Below are 17,383 nucleotides of genomic sequence, written 5' to 3'. Positions count from 1 at the left end.
TATGATGGTGAGTTTCCCCAGTAAAACAAAAAGACTAATTTTTGTTTCCCAGTCTCACAAGCTTGATGAACATCAATTCAAAAAATTGCCCTCTGATTTTCTATTTTTCAGAATCTTTAAATATATGTTACAATATCAATTTTCCCAAAAAATAGGCACAAAAAGAGCAGCTAAATCGACTCTTCAAAGCTTGATTTAACTGCTGTAATCTTCGGCTGGACAATATTTCAGCCGAATCAGACGACAAATAACTGTCATTATTATAACGTATTTCCTCCAAAAAAGCAAATATGATATACTTCAACACTGCCTTTTTGAAATTCACTATTTATTTTTTAAAAGATAAAGCCAAATAGACTGTATCAGCGTCCCAGAGCTGCCCAAGCTTTCTCATAATCGCTGTCAGTCCCGCCGATAGCAAATTTGTAAGTCATGGAGCCAGCACCGTTTTTAGCCCAGTAACTTGTAGTAGTTTCACCGCCAACTGTAATATTGCGGCCGTTAACCGATACGGTTCCTGATTGGAGACCGGTTGACTTGAGCACGGTTGACTTCACAACACTTTCATCTAAACCAAATTTTTCAGAAACAGAAAATACACCTGGATCAGCATCGTGAATGGCATCTACTAAATAGGCCATATATTGAGCGTTATAAGTATGACCGGCAGAATCTGCTAAAGACGCATTATCATCATTCCCGGCCCAGCCGCCAAGAGTGGCTGTTGGGGTAGAGACAATCAGCCAGACATCTGAATAATTGTCTGTAGTTCCTGTTTTTCCCGTCCAGTCAGCGGTTGAGGCATTCTCATTAAGCCCCTTTAAATCTTCATAAAATTTAGTTGTTCCTCCGCTTGTAATCGGTTCTCTCAACAGCTGATTCAAAATTGTTGCTGCAGCTGCAGAAAAAACACGTACAGGATTTTCCTTATGTTCGTAAATGGTTTTGCCTTCACTGTCAACAATACTCTCTACCATATAGCCTTCTTGGTAGATTCCCTGATTAGCAATCATCTGGTAAGCATTGACCTGCTGCTCAACCGTAGTTTCTATTCCTCCTCCCAGAGGAAGGCTCTCAATCGAATAATCTGCAATATCATAACCCAGTTTAGTCATATAGCTCTCAACGTCAACACCTTGTTCTCTCAATAACTTGTAAGTCCAGTAGGCAGGAATATTCCATGAGGTATTGAGCGCTTCCTGCAGATTCACCATAGCAGTTCCCTCATCACTGCCATGCATAATTTTCTGTCCACTGGAAAAAGTGGTTGGGTAATTCGACAGAATACTAGCACTTCCCATAAGTCCCTGATCGATAGCAGGTCCGTAAGCAATAATCGGTTTGATGCTGGAACCTGGAGATCTGGCAGTATCAAAGGCATGGTTGTTTTGATTTTGACTGTAGTTTCTGCCGCCAATGAAGCCTAGAATCGCTCCTGTTTTATTGTTCATCAGCACATTGCCGACTTCAACAGCCTGAGAACTCCCTTGATCTAAAACATTGCCGTACTGGCTGACAGCTGACTGCATCGCATCATAAACTTTTTTATTGATAGTCGTTTGAACTGTATATCCGCCTTGCTGCAGCTCTTCAAGTGCTTTTTTGCGGTAAGCAAGCTTGGTTTCATCATTTTTTAAATCTTGTTTAGAAACCTCATCTCTTTCAATAAGGTAACTGTACATAGCATCCTGAGCTTCCTCTAACACAGCGTAATAAAGATAATCATGGTCAGCGACCTCTGCAGTCTCCGGCTCGATAAAATCCTGACGGATATCATAGCCCTTATATTCTGTATACTCTGCTTTAGTCAGTACACCTGTCCGATACATGTTATAGAGTACGTTTTCCTGCCTTTGCAAACCGTACTCCATATCTTCATCAGATTTAAAGCTCCCCTCTGCAGTATAAGGAGAATAGACAATCGGACTTTGCGGAAGCCCAGCCAGATAAGCCGCCTGAGGAATCGTTAAATCTTTGGCAGAAACACCAAAGATACCTTGGGCAGCTTCTTCGACTCCAGCAATATTCTCTCCTTTATTATTGCGGCCAAAGGGAGATACATTCAGATAGTCCGTCAGAATTTCTTCCTTGCTTAAGTAACGCTCAAGCGCTAATGCATAGATGATTTCCTTTGATTTCCGTTTAAAAGTAGGGTCATCACCCAGTACCTGCTGTTTTAAGAGTTGCTGTGTCAAAGTCGAACCGCCGCTTGTTTCTCCCAGACCCAAAACTGAAGCTAAAGTAGCCCGAAAAACAGCTTTAGGAACAACTCCATCGTGACTGGTGAAATTCTCATCTTCTGTAGCGATAACGGCTTCTTTAATATTATCTGAAATAGCATCACCGTCAACAGGAGTTCTTAATAAGTCAGTATCAATCTCAGAAATTGAACTCCCATCAGCATAGGTCATCTCAGAAATCATCGTTAAAGACTCCACCTGGCTGACCAAGCTGGCTTTACTGGGAATTTTAACTGAATCAATCTGACTGGCCAGATAACCTAGAGCCAGACCTGCTCCCAACATAGCAAACAACAAAATAACCACATAGAAAAAGTCCGTCATTAATTTTAAGGTTCTGAGACAGACAGACCCCAAATCCCAAAGGGATAGATTTTGTTTGGTTTTTATTTTTTTCCACTTGAACATGACAGCACCTCAGTTTATATTATATCAAATTTAGCAGCACTTGCATATAAAGACTTATTTTTGGTATAATGGCCTGTGACATATATTTCTGAATAAGGAGAAGCTCATGACTATCTTTGAAGAGCTCAAAGAACGCGGTTTGATTTTTCAAACAACTGATGAAGAAGCATTGAAAGAAGCGCTGACGGAGGGGCAGCTGGCCTTTTACTCAGGCTATGATCCAACTGCCGACAGCCTTCATTTGGGACATCTGGTCCCAATTTTAGTCTGCCGCCACCTGCAGCTTGCGGGGCACAAGCCCTACCCTCTTGTAGGAGGTGCGACAGGTCTTATCGGCGATCCATCATTTAAAGACACTGAGCGCAGCCTGCAGACTAAAGAGACTGTAGACGGCTGGGCAGCTAAAATTCAAGGACAGCTTTCCCGTTTTCTCGATTTTGAGAACGGAGACAATAAGGCCGTAATGGTTAATAATTATGATTGGTTTGCTGATATCAGCTTTATTGATTTTTTACGGGATGTCGGTAAATACTTTACTGTCAATTATATGATGAGTAAAGAATCGGTCAAGAAACGTATCGAGAGTGGTATTTCTTACACAGAGTTTGCCTATCAAATCATGCAGGGCTATGATTTTTATGAGCTTAACCGCCGTCATAGTGTGACACTCCAAGTTGGAGGCTCTGATCAATGGGGAAATATGACTGCCGGAACCGAACTTTTGCGCCGTAAAGCTGATAAAACCGGCCATGTTATCACTGTTCCGCTAATTACTGATGCAACAGGCAAGAAATTCGGCAAATCTGAAGGCAATGCTGTCTGGCTTGATGCCAGCAAAACTTCCCCTTATGAAATGTACCAGTTTTGGCTCAATGTCATGGATGAAGATGCCGTCCGTTTCCTAAAAATCTTTACCTTTCTGCCTTTAGCAGAAATTGAAGACATCCGTCAAGAATTTGAAGCAGAACCTCATAAGCGTTTGGCACAAAAAGTTCTGGCGCGGGAGGTTGTTACACTTGTTCACGGTGAAACGGCCTATAAAGAGGCACTTAATATCACTGAACAACTTTTCAGCGGCAACATTCAAAACCTCTCTGCCGCAGAATTAAAACAGGGTCTCAGCAATGTTCCCAATTACGCTGTCCAACCGGAGGAATCCTTTAATATTGTTGAAATCCTAGTCAAGGCAGGAATTGTCAATTCTAAGAGGCAGGCACGGGAAGACTTGCAAAACGGTGCCATTTACATTAATGGCAGCCGTATCCAGGATTCCGCTTACAACCTTTCAGATAAGGATAAGATTGATGATGAATTGACCGTTATCCGACGCGGCAAGAAAAAATACTTTGTTTTAACCTATTAATTTAAAAACAAGGGAAGATAAATACTTCCCTTGTTTTTTAGTTATAAAATGTATAATCAGTTAACTGATTCTTATTGAGATTATGCCAAACTGTGAGTCCAAAATCATATTCTCAAGTGACGGGGGAAATCTAACCGCCTCCTATCCAGCTTCTGAAAGCTGTATAAATGCAGTAAAGATAAGCTGCGAAAAGCACTGACAGTGCTAATTGTGCTTTAACGCTTTTTTCAAGCAAGCGACCACCAAAAAAATACTGATGAAAATCATAGTAATCGTCGCACTTGCAGGAGTTTCCGCATAATAGGAGATAAAGATTCCTGACACCATGCCGATAAAACCAATTCCGATAGCCAAGCCAATAACAGCCTTAAAACTTTTTCCCAAACGCATTGCGATACTGGCAGGAAGAACCATAATAGTTGACACAAGCAGGGCTCCTGCTGCGGGAATCATTAAAGCAATAGCGATTCCTGTTACAATATTAAAAAGAACCGACATCAGCCGTACAGGCAGACCATCCACATAAGCAGTATCCTCATCAAAAGTCAAAATATACATGGGCCTAAAGAATAATAAGGTCAGCAGCAACACTAAGGCAGCAATGATAAAAAGTGCAGTCACTTGACCTTGACTGATAGTAATAATTGAGCCGAATAGGTATTGATCCAGGCTGATACTTCCCGCATTATCCGCCTGACTCATAATAATCAGTGAAACTGCTAGACCCAAAGACATTAAAATAGCCGTAGCAATTTCCATATAACTGCGGTAAACCTGACTGAGATACTCCAGCAAAACAGCCGCTAAGACAACGATTAAAATAGTCGTCCAAGCTGGTGAATAGCCTAGCCAAATACCAAAAGCTACTCCGGCGAGAGAAACGTGGCTCAGGGTATCGCTCATCAGGCTTTGACGGCGTAAGATAAGGAAAATACCTAAAATTGGTGAAAACGCACTGATTGCAACGACTGCCATCAAGGCCCGCTGCATAAAATCATAAGACAAGAGCTCAGTCATTGTGCGGCCCTCCCATCTCCCTCATGAATATTAAAACAGCGCCAAGGCAGATTCTGATTGCGTACCAGATGAATATTACGATCCACATAATCCTTGACATCTTCGGAATCATGCGTAATCATTAAAACAGCTTTTTGGTGCTGATGCGCACTGTGAGCCATCAATTCATAAAAGGTTTCTGTAGTGCCTGCATCCATACCGGTTGTGGGTTCATCCAAAACAAAAATATCCGGATCGCTGGCAAACATACGGGCAATAATGACACGCTGCTTTTGACCGCCGCTAAGACTGCCAATCTGCTTCTGCCGGCTCTCCCACATCCCAACGGATTCTAAACTGGCTTTGATATGGGCTGCATCATGTTTTGTCAGACGTCTGAACCATCCGTTTCGGGGATAGCGTCCGGATCTGACAAACTCATAAACGGTACTGGGAAATCCGGCGTTAAAACTGGAAATCTGTTGCGGCAGATAAGCCAAACGCAATTTTTGGCCTTTTATATTTTTTTTAGCTATTGTGACCGAACCTACTTTAGGCCGTAAAATGCCTAAGGTAGCCTTAATCAGCGTTGATTTAGCTGCCCCGTTTTCTCCGGTTAAGGTCACAAATTCCCCGCTGTCCAGATGATAGTCTACTTCAGCTAAAACAGGGTCGTTATCATATTGAAACGATAAATTCTGAACTGTAATGTATCGCATTTTTACCTTTCTAATCGCTCTTCAAAAACAGTTAAAAAACGTTGAATAATAGCTTGCTCTTCCTCTGTAAACGCAGCCAGCAGCTCCTGATAAACAGCTAATGTGCGATGGTGATGCCGTCTATGCTCCTCAGCAACAGGCCATGCAGGATCTGTCAGGGTAAAATAGGTCACTCGGGCATCCTCCTTATCTTTAACAGAAACCAGCATGCCTTTTTTAGCAAGACTTTTAACAGCCTTAGTCACTGCAGCCTGACTAATATTTAGCTTTTTAGCTAAATCAGAATTTGTTAACTGCTGTTCAGCCAATAACATCAGAATGTGTTCTTGGGTATTGGTCAGTTTTTCGCCGCTTTTGCAGGGGCCAAAAAGCAATTCATGCTGATTCTCTGACTTTAATAAAACTTTTTTAATAAGATGATCTAATTTCCTGTCCAAAGATAGCATTTAGCACCTCCTTGTTTTTTTGTTAACCAGTTAATCAATTATAGCACGAAAGAAAAAAAGAAGCAAACTCTTTTGCTCCTATAGCATTCTCACTTTATAAACCGTTTTGCAAAACCCTTTCATACTATTAACAAGCCGGTCTGCCTTTTTCTCGCTCTGGCAGAGGGCAAACACCGTCGGACCACTTCCGGTCATAAGAGCGGTATCAGCACCGCACTTTAGAAGACGGTCTTTAACCTTTTGGATAAAGGGCTTTCTTGCTATTGTAATATCTTCCAGAGAATTTCCCATATGGCAGAGCAGCTGCTGGTAGTCTCCCGCTTCAGCTGCCTCCCGCAATGCCGAAATATCAACACGCGAAATAGAAGGAGAAATGTCACGGAAAACAGATGGTGTGGAAACACCGAAGTCCGGTTTAACCAAAACAACCCAAGCAGAAAGAGAAACCTCCAGCGGTTCGACAATCTCCCCTTTCCCGCTGACAAGCGCACATCCCCCTCCAATACAATACGGAACATCACTGCCAATTGTAAAACCTAAATCCAGCAATGTTTCATCAGGAAGATGCAGTCCCCAAAATTTATTTAAGGCTCTGAGAGTAGCCGCAGCATCGGTAGAACCGCCGCCAAGACCGGCACAAATAGGAATCCTCTTCTCCACAGTTATTTTAACACCTGCATCAACATTACAGCGTTTTTTCAGCAAAAGAGCTGCTTTATAAACATCGTTTTTTTCATTCAGCGGCATGCGGAGACTGTTTGATTCGATGATAATACTACTCCCCTCTGCTTCAGAAACAGTGATATAGTCATTCAAATCAACACTTACCATCAGCATTGACAGATCATGGTAGCCATCAGCTCTTTTTCCAGCGATATCCAACCCTAAGTTAATTTTTGCAGGTGCTTTTTCTATGATTGACATACTACAAATCCTTTAATAAGATATAAAACTTATCAGTATTATAACAAAAATAGTTCTCTTATGAGAACCTTAAACACTTCAAATTAAGGCGGGTTAATGGATAAGTCAATACAGGATGTTTCAGCAAGCACTTTTTCTGTACAAGGATTAACTTCCCCCGCTTCCGCATACATATTAGCTCCTTTTTAAACGATATTAACTTCTTGCTGTTTCTAAAATCGCAATCTGTGTCAAGCAGAGGTTAACTCTTTAAACAAGCAATAACCTGAAAAGTACGACGGGGAACTATTAGAACGTTTTCTTTGGGTGCCTGTCAACAATCTCAGTGTGCTGCGCTAAAATTTCTTTCCCTTTCGGCAACAGACTATAGCCCCGTAAATCAAAATATTTTGAGAGTTCTTCTTCCGAAAAATACTTCTGTACAGCAGCCTCCAAATCAGAGCGTTTCATTTTAGACAGCCCCGATACTTGTTTATCTTTGAGAAACGCTTTCAACTGCAAAGCTGATATGTGTTTTAACGAACCAAATGCGCTGTCAATCTTGATATAATCCTCACTAATTAACCAAACAAGCTCTTTTTGTGCATCAATACCGTAAGTAGTATAAAAATACTTATGCAAGGCAGATTTAGTAGTATAGGTTCCAAACTGAATGCGCCACAGTAAAATAACATGTCCCGGTAAAAGTCCTTCTGCCGTCCGTACCATATTGCGCTTAGGAATCGGCTTGCGCTGTAAGTCAGCTTTATATTGCGGAGCAATATAGGGAAACTCAGCATGCTGAGCATAAATTTCTTTAATTGTTTTCATAATAAAATTATATCAAAAAATGATAGTTTTCTAAAATGAGTTTTAATAAATCACTGTCACACGGTTTTATATCATCCCAATTTACAACTTTCTAACTAAAAAACCGTGCTTCTCAGCTGAACTTAAAATCTATGTTAATATCTTCCCCAACTATATTAAGCTGGTAATGCAATTCATTCCCTTAGATTCTCTCAGAACTTTTGGCAGCTATTAGTAACATCACAGACTGCTTTATAAAATTAAAAATAGTGAGTAAAACACAGCTGTTACATTATCAAAAACAAGCGGTTCACTAAAAAATTTAAAGATTACGGAGGTTAGATGTTCTATTATGATCACAATAAAAAAGCCTTCAAACTAACATTTGAAGACCGTAAGCTATACCGGCAACTGGGGGTCGAACCGGCACGTCCTTGCGGACACTGGATTTTGAGTGCTGCCAAGTGCTTTTTAAAGTTAATAAATTTTGATTTAATAAGGATAAGGAACCATGATTTCAGACATTCACATGTTTCGTCACTAATATCTAGTTGTAAAAGAGCATCCAAAACATGCTTCTGTCACTACCACAATAGATACATATTCTCATTTATATCCATCAAAACAAAAAAGTTTAGCAGAAAAATTAAATTTATTATATCAATAGTTGTGATAATTTACTAAAAAATCTTTTGTCGAAGAAATTTGTGCAAACTCATCGTGTAAAGTAGCAATAGTAATGTCATGAATCTCTTGAGCACTAAACGTTTTACCATTATAGTTTTCTATTGCAAAAGAAGCTGTAGAATCTTCAACTAATATCGTTCTGTAACCATAATTAGCTGCCATACGTGCTGTAGTTGAAACACAATGGGGAGCCGTCAGACCAACAATAACAAGTGTATCAATTTTATGATTATCTAGTAGAGCCTTTAAATTAGTGCCAATAAAAGCACTATTAACATATTTTGAAATGACTATTTCATTATTTAATGGCATTATCAAATCTTGAAATTCAAAGCCAGCATTTTCAAAGAAAAAACGAGAGCTAGGATTTTCGCTTCTGTGATTAATGTGAATCACTAAATCATTTTGCTGTCTAAACTTATTTAATAATTTTGCTGCATTTAATTCAGCAGACTCATTATTTCTATGGCCCCAAGAACCATCTCGAAATGTTTTTTGAATATCTATTAGTAACAAAGCTTTGGTCACGTTAATTAATCTCCATAAAAATTTTTAAATACTATTATTACTAATTATAACATAAATAAAAAGCCTTCAAACTAACATTTGAAGACTTTAAGCTATACCGGCGACTCATACTTACTCCATAATAATATTGATATGGGTGTGGTTGCAAAAATACTAGGTCACAAAGATATCCAAATGTTGATAAAGGTATATGGTCATACCATGGCTGAAAGAATAGATACTGAATTCAAAGTAGTTGAAGAAATTATGAACCAGATATAATTGGGATAAAATTTGGGACAGAATACAAAGAAAATAGCAAAAAACTCTTGTGTATCAAGAGTTTTGCCTTACTTTAAACTATACCGGCGGCCGGGGTCGAACCGGCACGTCCTTGCGGACACTGGATTTTGAGTCCAGCGCGTCTGCCAATTCCGCCACGCCGGCAAAATTATGAACTGGGGTAGCTGGATTCGAACCAACGCATGAGGGAGTCAAAGTCCCTTGCCTTACCGCTTGGCTATACCCCAATACTAAAGGCGAGTGATGGGGATCGAACCCACGCATGCCAGAGCCACAATCTGGTGTGTTAACCACTTCACCACACCCGCCATAATATCCGAAAAACACGGGCAGTAGGAATTGAACCCACACTGAAGGTTTTGGAGACCTTAGTTCTACCTTTAAACTATGCCCGTAAAATGGAAGGGGAGGGATTCGAACCCCCGAACCCGAAGGAGCGGATTTACAGTCCGCCGCGTTTAGCCTCTTCGCTACCCTTCCGCAGAAAGATGGCGCGGGACGGAATCGAACCGCCGACACATGGAGCTTCAATCCATTGCTCTACCAACTGAGCTACCGAGCCAAATGTTTTTCCAATTGCGGGAGCAGGATTTGAACCTACGACCTTCGGGTTATGAGCCCGACGAGCTACCTAACTGCTCCATCCCGCGATGATACTAATAAAATAAGTTTGCCCTAACAATAGGGACAATTCCTAAAGCGTCCATACAACTGGGAAGCCAAAAAGGAGGATGTGGGATTCGAACCCACGCACGCTGTTAAACGCCTGACGGTTTTCAAGACCGTTCCCTTCAGCCGGACTTGGGTAATCCTCCAGATAATAGTCCGTACGGGATTCGAACCCGTGTTACCGCCGTGAAAAGGCGGTGTCTTAACCCCTTGACCAACGGACCATCATATTATATTAATGGGCACGAGTGGACTTGAACCACCGACCTCACGCTTATCAGGCGTGCGCTCTAACCAGCTGAGCTACGCGCCCAAGAAAAACTTGGGAAGTAGAAATTAAAAAGCGGGTGACGAGAATCGAACTCGCGACAACAGCTTGGAAGGCTGTAGTTTTACCACTAAACTACACCCGCTTTTCACTTGGAACGTATTCCTAGTTAAATGTTCTTTTTAGAACTATGGGAGTTAACGGGATCGAACCGCTGACCCTCTGCTTGTAAGGCAGATGCTCTCCCAGCTGAGCTAAACTCCCCCTTGCTAAGCGACTTCCTTATCTCGCAGGGGGCATCCCCCAACTACTTCCGGCGTTCTAGGGCTTAACTGCTGTGGTCGGCATGGGTACAGGTGTATCCCCTAGGCTAGCGTCACTTAACTCGATGAATAAACCTCTAGTCTACTCAAAATTGAATACCTCTCCCTCTCCTTACGCCTTGGTTAAGTCCTCGAGCAATTAGTATTAGTCCGCTTAATAGCTCACACTACTTACACTCCTAACCTATCTACCTGTTCTTCTCTCAGGGCTCTTAATAACCTACTGTTATGGGAAATCTCATCTTGAGGCAGGCTTCACACTTAGATGCTTTCAGCGTTTATCCTTCCCCTACTTAGCTACCCAGCTGTGCCCTTGGCAAAACAACTGGTACACCAGCGGTAAGTCCACTCCGGTCCTCTCGTACTAGGAGCAGCCCCTCGCAAATTTCCTACGCCCGCGACGGATAGGGACCGAACTGTCTCACGACGTTCTGAACCCAGCTCGCGTGCCGCTTTAATGGGCGAACAGCCCAACCCTTGGGACCGACTTCAGCCCCAGGATGCGACGAGCCGACATCGAGGTGCCAAACCTCCCGTCGATGTGAACTCTTGGGGGAGATAAGCCTGTTATCCCCAGGGTAGCTTTTATCCGTTGAGCGATGGCCCTTCCATACGGTGCCACCGGATCACTAAGCCCGACTTTCGTCCCTGCTCGACCTGTATGTCTCGCAGTCAAGCTCCCTTCTGCCTTTACACGCTATGATTGATTTCCATCCAATCTGAGGGAACCTTTGGGCGCCTCCGTTACCTTTTAGGAGGCGACCGCCCCAGTCAAACTGCCCGTCAGACACTGTCTCCGTAAGGGATAACCTACCGGGTTAGAGCAGCCGTAACACAAGGGTAGTATCCCAACAACGCCTCCAGAGAAACTGGCGTCCCTCCTTCTTTGGCTCCTACCTATCCTGTACATGTCTTACAGATACTCAATATCAAACTGCAGTAAAGCTCCATGGGGTCTTTCCGTCCTGTCGCGGGTAACCTGCATCTTCACAGGTACTAAAATTTCACCGAGTCTCTCGTTGAGACAGCGCCCAAATCATTACGCCTTTCGTGCGGGTCGGAACTTACCCGACAAGGAATTTCGCTACCTTAGGACCGTTATAGTTACGGCCGCCGTTTACTGGGGCTTCAATTCACACCTTCGCTTCCGCTAAGCGCTCCTCTTAACCTTCCAGCACCGGGCAGGCGTCACCCCCTATACATCATCTTGCGATTTCGCAGAGAGCTGTGTTTTTGATAAACAGTTGCTTGGGCCTCTTCACTGCGGCTGACCTTAGTCAGCACCCCTTCTCCCGAAGTTACGGGGTCATTTTGCCGAGTTCCTTAACGAGAGTTCGCTCGCTCACCTGAGGCTACTCGCCTCGACTACCTGTGTCGGTTTGCGGTACGGGTGGTATCTCTCTACGATAGAAGCTTTTCTTGGCAGTGGGACATCACTCACTTCGCTACTATTAACTTCGCTCCCCTTAACAGCTCAGTGTCATTAGTGATAAGCATTTGACTCTTCACTCACCTCACTGCTTGGCCGGACTCTTCCATTCGTCCGGTTGAGCTAGCCTCCTGCGTCCCTCCTTCTCTCCTGATACCAGTACAGGAATATCAACCTGTTGACCATCGGATACACCTTTCGGTCTCTCCTTAGGACCCGACTAACCCAGGGCGGACGAACCTTCCCCTGGAAACCTTAGTCTTGCGGTGGACAGGATTCTCACCTGTCTTGCGCTACTCATACCGGCATTCTCACTTCTATGCCCTCCAGTGCTCCTCACGGTACACCTTCGCCGAACATAGAACGCTCTCCTACCATACCTTGCGGTATCCACAGCTTCGGTAAACTATTTCAGCCCCGGTACATTTTCGGCGCAGGGGCACTCGACTAGTGAGCTATTACGCACTCTTTGAATGAATAGCTGCTTCTAAGCTAACATCCTAGTTGTCTCTGCACCCCCACATCCTTTTCCACTTAATAGTTATTTGGGGACCTTAGCTGGTGGTCTGGGCTGTTTCCCTTTCGACTACGGATCTTAGCACTCGCAGTCTGACTGCCGGGCGGAAGTCTATGGCATTCGGAGTTTATCTGAGTTTGGTAATCCGGGAAGGACCCCTTACCCAAACAGTGCTCTACCTCCATGACTCCTTCACACCGACGCTAGCCCTAAAGCTATTTCGGAGAGAACCAGCTATCTCCAAGTTCGTTTGGAATTTCTCCGCTACCCACAAGTCATCCAAGCACTTTTCAACGTGCCCTGGTGCGGGCCTCCAGTGCGCTTTACCGCACCTTCACCCTGCTCATGGGTAGGTCACTTGGTTTCGGGTCTACATCTAGATACTCATCCGCCCTCTTCAGACTCGGTTTCCCTGCGGCTCCGCCTCTTCAGCTTAACCTCGCATCTAAACATAACTCGCCGGTTCATTCTACAAAAGGCACGCTCTCACCCATTAACGGGCTCGAACTTCTTGTAAGCACACGGTTTCAGGGGCTATTTCACTCCCCTTCCGGGGTTCTTTTCACCTTTCCCTCACGGTACTGGTTCACTATCGGTCACTAGGGAGTATTTAGGGTTGGGAGATGGGCCTCCCAGATTCCGTCGGGATTCCTCGTGTCCCGACGTACTCAGGATACTGCCGGTTATATATAACTATTTCAAATACGAGGCTCTTACTCTCTCTGGCTTATCTTCCCAGATAATTCTTCTATAGCTCTATGTAACCTGACGGCAGTCCTTCAACCCCGAAGTGTAAACACTCCGGTTTGCCCTCCTGCCCTTTCGCTCGCCGCTACTCAGGCAATCGCTATTGCTTTCTCTTCCTGCAGCTACTGAGATGTTTCAGTTCACCGCGTCTTCCTTCCTCACACGCTATCGTGTGGGATACCAGCCTCTAGCTGGTGGGTTCCCCCATTCGGACATCTCTGGATCCTCGCTTACTTACAGCTCCCCAAAGCATTTCGTTGTTTGTCACGTCCTTCTTCGGCTCCTAGTGCCTAGGCATCCACCGTGCGCCCTTACTAACTTAACCTTATTTTCTCTCTTCGGTCTTCTTTCAGCGTTTCGGTTTCTTTTTATGTTCTATCATGGCAGGCACAGACCTCTCTCTGACCTGCCATCATAAATGTGGTTGAGGTATTCAATTTTCAATGGACTAAAGCATAGAACCATCCCCCCTGCGACTTGCGCATGAGGCGGCATACGTCCTATCTCTTTATCTAGGTTCCCCTAGATAATGGAGCCTAGCGGGATCGAACCGCTGACCTCCTGCGTGCAAAGCAGGCGCTCTCCCAGCTGAGCTAAGGCCCCACATGACCTCTCAAAACTGAATAAAAACCTCTGACGTATCCGTTCTAAAGTCTTGCGACTTCTTTTCCTTAGAAAGGAGGTGATCCAGCCGCACCTTCCGATACGGCTACCTTGTTACGACTTCACCCCAATCATCTATCCCACCTTCGGCGGCTGGCTCCATTAGGTTACCTCACCGACTTCGGGTGTTACAAACTCTCGTGGTGTGACGGGCGGTGTGTACAAGGCCCGGGAACGTATTCACCGCGGCGTGCTGATCCGCGATTACTAGCGATTCCGACTTCATGGAGGCGAGTTGCAGCCTCCAATCCGAACTGAGACTGGCTTTCAGAGATTAGCTTGCCGTCACCGACTCGCAACTCGTTGTACCAGCCATTGTAGCACGTGTGTAGCCCAGGTCATAAGGGGCATGATGATTTGACGTCATCCCCACCTTCCTCCGGTTTATTACCGGCAGTCTGGCTAGAGGGCCCAACTGAATGATGGCAACTAACCATAAGGGTTGCGCTCGTTGCGGGACTTAACCCAACATCTCACGACACGAGCTGACGACAACCATGCACCACCTGTCTCCTCTGTCCCGAAGGAAAAGTCTATCTCTAGACCTAGCAGAGGGATGTCAAGACCTGGTAAGGTTCTTCGCGTTGCTTCGAATTAAACCACATGCTCCACCGCTTGTGCGGGCCCCCGTCAATTCCTTTGAGTTTCAACCTTGCGGTCGTACTCCCCAGGCGGAGTGCTTATTGCGTTGGCTCCGGCACTAAGCCCCGGATAGGGCCTAACACCTAGCACTCAGCGTTTACGGCGTGGACTACCAGGGTATCTAATCCTGTTTGCTCCCCACGCTTTCGAGCCTCAGCGTCAGTAACAGACCAGAGAGCCGCTTTCGCCGCCGGTGTTCCTCCATATATCTACGCATTTCACCGCTACACATGGAATTCCACTCTCCCCTTCTGCACTCAAGTCCTGCAGTTTCAATAGCATACATTGGTTAAGCCAATGCCTTTGACTTCTGACTTACAAAACCGCCTGCGCTCCCTTTACGCCCAATAATTCCGGACAACGCTCGGGACCTACGTATTACCGCGGCTGCTGGCACGTAGTTAGCCGTCCCTTCCTCGTAAGTTACCGTCACTGCCTGAACTTTCCACTCTCAAGCACGTTCTTCACTTACAACAGAGCTTTACGAAACGAATTCCTTCTTCACTCACGCGGCGTTGCTCGGTCAGGGTTCCCCCCATTGCCGAAGATTCCCTACTGCTGCCTCCCGTAGGAGTCTGGGCCGTGTCTCAGTCCCAGTGTGGCCGTTCACCCTCTCAGGCCGGCTATGTATCGTCGCCTTGGTAGGCCTTTACCCTACCAACTAGCTAATACAACGCAGGTCCACCTCTAAGCGGAGCTCTTGCCCCTTTCTTCCCTCAAACAGGCGTCTGAGAAAAATATGCGGTATTAGCTATCGTTTCCAATAGTTATCCCCCTCTTAAAGACAGGTTACCTACGCGTTACTCACCCGTTCGCGACTCCTCTTCCTTGTGAGTGCAAGCACTCGGTAAGAAAGAAGCGTTCCACTTGCATGTATTAGGCACGCCGCCAGCGTTCGTCCTGAGCCAGGATCAAACTCTCATCACTAATATGAGCTTGTTCTTGCTCGTCTTTTCTGTCCGCTGACAGATTCTTTTTTTGACAGGTTAATTCCTTAACCCGCACGTCTTGGTTTTTATTCAGTTTTCAAAGGTCATGTCCTCCTGCGAGACCAACTCCTTTATTCTAGCAAATCCCGACTCGGCTGTCAAGAACCTTTTGGACTTTTTTTCACGCTCATCACATATCAAAAGCCTCTTAAAGAAAGATTGGGCCTACAGAAACCCTTCCCCCCTCTGACAGCTTCATTAGTATAGCATCTCTCTGCCGATTATGTCAAGCTATTTATGTGATTTTTTAAATATTTTTCTTCTCCATAACCTCTTTTAATCAATCCCTGCTCCGCACACTCCAGCAATTGCCGGCTGAATGCGCTGATATGATCATGATCAGCAGCAGCCAGCTGTTTTCTGGAAAAGTACCTTCGTAAATTCCTGTAATCCGATCCATATTTTTTTAAAAAAAGACTGTCCGCCAAAAGCTGATCCAATTTACTTAAATTGGCAATTAATCCCAAGTGAAAAGCAGTTGGAGCAAATGTATTCTCCATCTTTTGAGTGCAGACACTGCGAAACTCGACTGTTCCCCGCTTCGTCAGATTTTGGTACTGATAACTTCGATGAAGCTGTAAATCCCTTTGTTCAGGCTCTATTTCAACTTCCTTCCCTTTTATGTCATAAGCAAGTATAGCCTTTTTGTCCAAATAATCCACAACTCTAATCGGCTCAAAATACAGAGATTTTCCCTTTCTTTCTGCGGTAAAGATTGCTGTTTGTGCTAAATGAGCAAAGAAATCTTCTTCACTCTGAAAATCATGGCTGTTAACTCCCACATTTTCCTGAAAACAGCCATGCATAGACTGCTCCCAAAAAATGTCTCTGGCAATTTTAGTATCCCAGTTTTCACTGCTAAATTCTGAATTTGCAAAAAGATAGGCTTTAGCCGATTCAATTTTGTTAAAAGCATTGATGACTTTTAAATAATTGTTCCGACTGACATCTAGCTGTACTTGATTTCCGCAGATAAAAGAACCATACTGAGGATAAGAATGAAAAAAGGGATTTCTTTTTTTCTTAGAAAGATCTAAAAATGCTAAAAGCATCTGATAGCGCGGCAAACGCACAGCAGAGTTGTCATTCAGATGCCAGTTAGGATGAATTCCCAATCCTTGTAATTCATGTCCCCGCTCCCTCAGATAGGCTTGAATAACCTTGAGATAGGCAGAAAATTTTGCTTCTACAGCCTGCACGGTCTTTGCTTTAGCAAAGGCAAATTCTAAAATATTGTATGAGACTTCAAATAAAATGCGATCACCACTGTTATTTACCAGCTGAACAGGATTTCCCTCCCAGTCCTGTTCTTCAGTCTCAAAGCCTAAGTCGCTCTTGGCTAAATAAGAAAAAAGGCCTTTAGCAACAGCCGTATCAGTAGCTTGTTGAGCTAAATTGACAATAGGAAACTCTAATTCCACTCCCACATAAAGTTCCGGATTTTCCTTTATCGGCAGCATATACTTTTCTTTTAACAGATCGACCGCTATGCTCATAGGCTCCTCCTTTGGTGTTTGAGCACTATTATAGCAAAAATAAGTATAAAAACCAACGATTGTTGTTTAACGAAAACCATTAAATCTTTTTGGAAGCATAAAAAGCCTGCCTGGCCATTTCTATGGTATCTTGTTTACACAGATATATTATTGTCCTTCCAATACCAAAGTGCAGTGTGTCAAGCTGAATCATAGACCAGGTGGCAAACATAGGCAGAAATGAGTTCAGATATCTTGTTTATTAGGATTTTGCACTAT

Annotated in this window: 9 protein-coding genes, 13 tRNA genes, 3 rRNA genes and 1 pseudogene; 2 read left to right on the top strand and 24 right to left on the bottom strand. The window is 44.0% G+C overall.

Annotated features, from left to right (window positions below):
- Nucleotides 1-362 precede the first annotated feature (362 nt).
- Nucleotides 363-2,648 carry a penicillin-binding protein PBP1B gene (gene pbp1b, locus DDV21_RS00730; protein WP_116878375.1) on the bottom strand — a complete coding sequence of 762 codons (2,286 nt, stop codon included), beginning with the start codon at nucleotides 2,646-2,648 and terminating at the stop codon, nucleotides 363-365.
- A gap of 106 nt (nucleotides 2,649-2,754) precedes the next feature.
- On the opposite strand from pbp1b, the gene tyrS reads away from it, so the two are divergent.
- Nucleotides 2,755-4,011 (top strand): tyrosine--tRNA ligase, encoded by a 1,257-nt coding sequence (tyrS, locus tag DDV21_RS00725; RefSeq protein ID WP_116878376.1) that lies wholly within the window; start codon nucleotides 2,755-2,757, stop codon nucleotides 4,009-4,011.
- 204 nt (nucleotides 4,012-4,215) lie between these two features.
- Here tyrS and DDV21_RS00720 read toward each other — a convergent pair whose 3' ends face one another.
- From DDV21_RS00720 to DDV21_RS00690, 6 genes are all read right to left on the bottom strand, one after another.
- Complete coding sequence (locus DDV21_RS00720) at nucleotides 4,216-5,028, bottom strand: metal ABC transporter permease (protein ID WP_116878377.1); 813 nt, start codon at nucleotides 5,026-5,028, stop codon at nucleotides 4,216-4,218.
- Entirely contained in the window at nucleotides 5,025-5,726 is a 702-nt protein-coding gene (locus DDV21_RS00715) for a metal ABC transporter ATP-binding protein (RefSeq protein WP_116878378.1), read from the bottom strand. Before DDV21_RS00715 ends, DDV21_RS00720 begins: the two co-directional genes overlap by 4 nt.
- Nucleotides 5,727-5,728: 2 nt before the next feature.
- On the bottom strand, nucleotides 5,729-6,172 hold the full coding sequence (locus DDV21_RS00710; protein ID WP_116878379.1) for a zinc-dependent MarR family transcriptional regulator: 444 nt from the start codon (nucleotides 6,170-6,172) through the stop codon (nucleotides 5,729-5,731).
- A 78-nt stretch (nucleotides 6,173-6,250) separates the two neighbouring features.
- On the bottom strand, nucleotides 6,251-7,096 hold the full coding sequence (gene ispE, locus DDV21_RS00705) for a 4-(cytidine 5'-diphospho)-2-C-methyl-D-erythritol kinase (RefSeq protein ID WP_116878380.1): 846 nt from the start codon (nucleotides 7,094-7,096) through the stop codon (nucleotides 6,251-6,253).
- Between the two features lie 288 nt (nucleotides 7,097-7,384).
- Nucleotides 7,385-7,906, bottom strand: coding sequence for a hypothetical protein (locus DDV21_RS00700; RefSeq protein WP_116878381.1), 522 nt, complete (start codon nucleotides 7,904-7,906; stop codon nucleotides 7,385-7,387).
- 639 nt (nucleotides 7,907-8,545) lie between these two features.
- Nucleotides 8,546-9,100: a cysteine hydrolase family protein gene (locus DDV21_RS00690; protein WP_116878382.1), complete on the bottom strand. Its 555-nt coding sequence runs from the start codon at nucleotides 9,098-9,100 to the stop codon at nucleotides 8,546-8,548.
- A gap of 96 nt (nucleotides 9,101-9,196) precedes the next feature.
- On the opposite strand from DDV21_RS00690, the pseudogene DDV21_RS11845 reads away from it, so the two are divergent.
- A pseudogene (locus DDV21_RS11845) lies at nucleotides 9,197-9,361 on the top strand (site-specific integrase); the annotation flags it as partial.
- Between the two features lie 81 nt (nucleotides 9,362-9,442).
- On the opposite strand, the gene DDV21_RS00680 reads toward DDV21_RS11845, so the two are convergent.
- From DDV21_RS00680 to DDV21_RS00600, 17 genes are all read right to left on the bottom strand, one after another.
- Nucleotides 9,443-9,526 (bottom strand) — tRNA-Leu (locus DDV21_RS00680).
- 11 nt (nucleotides 9,527-9,537) lie between these two features.
- A tRNA-Gln gene (locus DDV21_RS00675) sits at nucleotides 9,538-9,609 on the bottom strand.
- A gap of 8 nt (nucleotides 9,610-9,617) precedes the next feature.
- A tRNA-His gene (locus tag DDV21_RS00670) sits at nucleotides 9,618-9,690 on the bottom strand.
- Between the two features lie 16 nt (nucleotides 9,691-9,706).
- Nucleotides 9,707-9,777 (bottom strand) — tRNA-Trp (locus DDV21_RS00665).
- A 4-nt stretch (nucleotides 9,778-9,781) separates the two neighbouring features.
- Nucleotides 9,782-9,862, bottom strand: a tRNA-Tyr gene (locus DDV21_RS00660).
- Nucleotides 9,863-9,871: 9 nt separating this feature from the next.
- Nucleotides 9,872-9,944, bottom strand: a tRNA-Phe gene (locus DDV21_RS00655).
- Between the two features lie 14 nt (nucleotides 9,945-9,958).
- Nucleotides 9,959-10,032 (bottom strand) — tRNA-Met (locus DDV21_RS00650).
- A gap of 75 nt (nucleotides 10,033-10,107) precedes the next feature.
- A tRNA-Ser gene (locus DDV21_RS00645) sits at nucleotides 10,108-10,197 on the bottom strand.
- Between the two features lie 6 nt (nucleotides 10,198-10,203).
- Nucleotides 10,204-10,275 (bottom strand) — tRNA-Glu (locus tag DDV21_RS00640).
- Between the two features lie 15 nt (nucleotides 10,276-10,290).
- A tRNA-Ile gene (locus DDV21_RS00635) sits at nucleotides 10,291-10,364 on the bottom strand.
- A 29-nt stretch (nucleotides 10,365-10,393) separates the two neighbouring features.
- Nucleotides 10,394-10,464: transfer RNA gene (locus DDV21_RS00630), tRNA-Gly, on the bottom strand.
- A 46-nt stretch (nucleotides 10,465-10,510) separates the two neighbouring features.
- Nucleotides 10,511-10,583, bottom strand: a tRNA-Val gene (locus DDV21_RS00625).
- A 4-nt stretch (nucleotides 10,584-10,587) separates the two neighbouring features.
- Nucleotides 10,588-10,703, bottom strand: a 5S ribosomal RNA gene (rrf, locus tag DDV21_RS00620).
- A 58-nt stretch (nucleotides 10,704-10,761) separates the two neighbouring features.
- Nucleotides 10,762-13,660 (bottom strand): 23S ribosomal RNA (locus DDV21_RS00615).
- A gap of 205 nt (nucleotides 13,661-13,865) precedes the next feature.
- A tRNA-Ala gene (locus DDV21_RS00610) sits at nucleotides 13,866-13,938 on the bottom strand.
- 72 nt (nucleotides 13,939-14,010) lie between these two features.
- Nucleotides 14,011-15,567: ribosomal RNA gene (locus DDV21_RS00605) — 16S ribosomal RNA — on the bottom strand.
- The 16S, 23S and 5S rRNA genes sit together here with 13 tRNA genes alongside, the layout of an rRNA operon.
- Before the next feature lie 283 nt (nucleotides 15,568-15,850).
- Nucleotides 15,851-17,125 carry a glutamate-cysteine ligase family protein gene (locus tag DDV21_RS00600; RefSeq protein WP_116878540.1) on the bottom strand — a complete coding sequence of 425 codons (1,275 nt, stop codon included), beginning with the start codon at nucleotides 17,123-17,125 and terminating at the stop codon, nucleotides 15,851-15,853.
- Nucleotides 17,126-17,383 lie beyond the last annotated feature (258 nt).

The organism is Streptococcus chenjunshii (genome assembly GCF_003086355.1).
Taxonomy (GTDB): domain Bacteria; phylum Bacillota; class Bacilli; order Lactobacillales; family Streptococcaceae; genus Streptococcus; species Streptococcus chenjunshii.
This window is presented reverse-complemented; position numbering and strand designations above follow the sequence as displayed.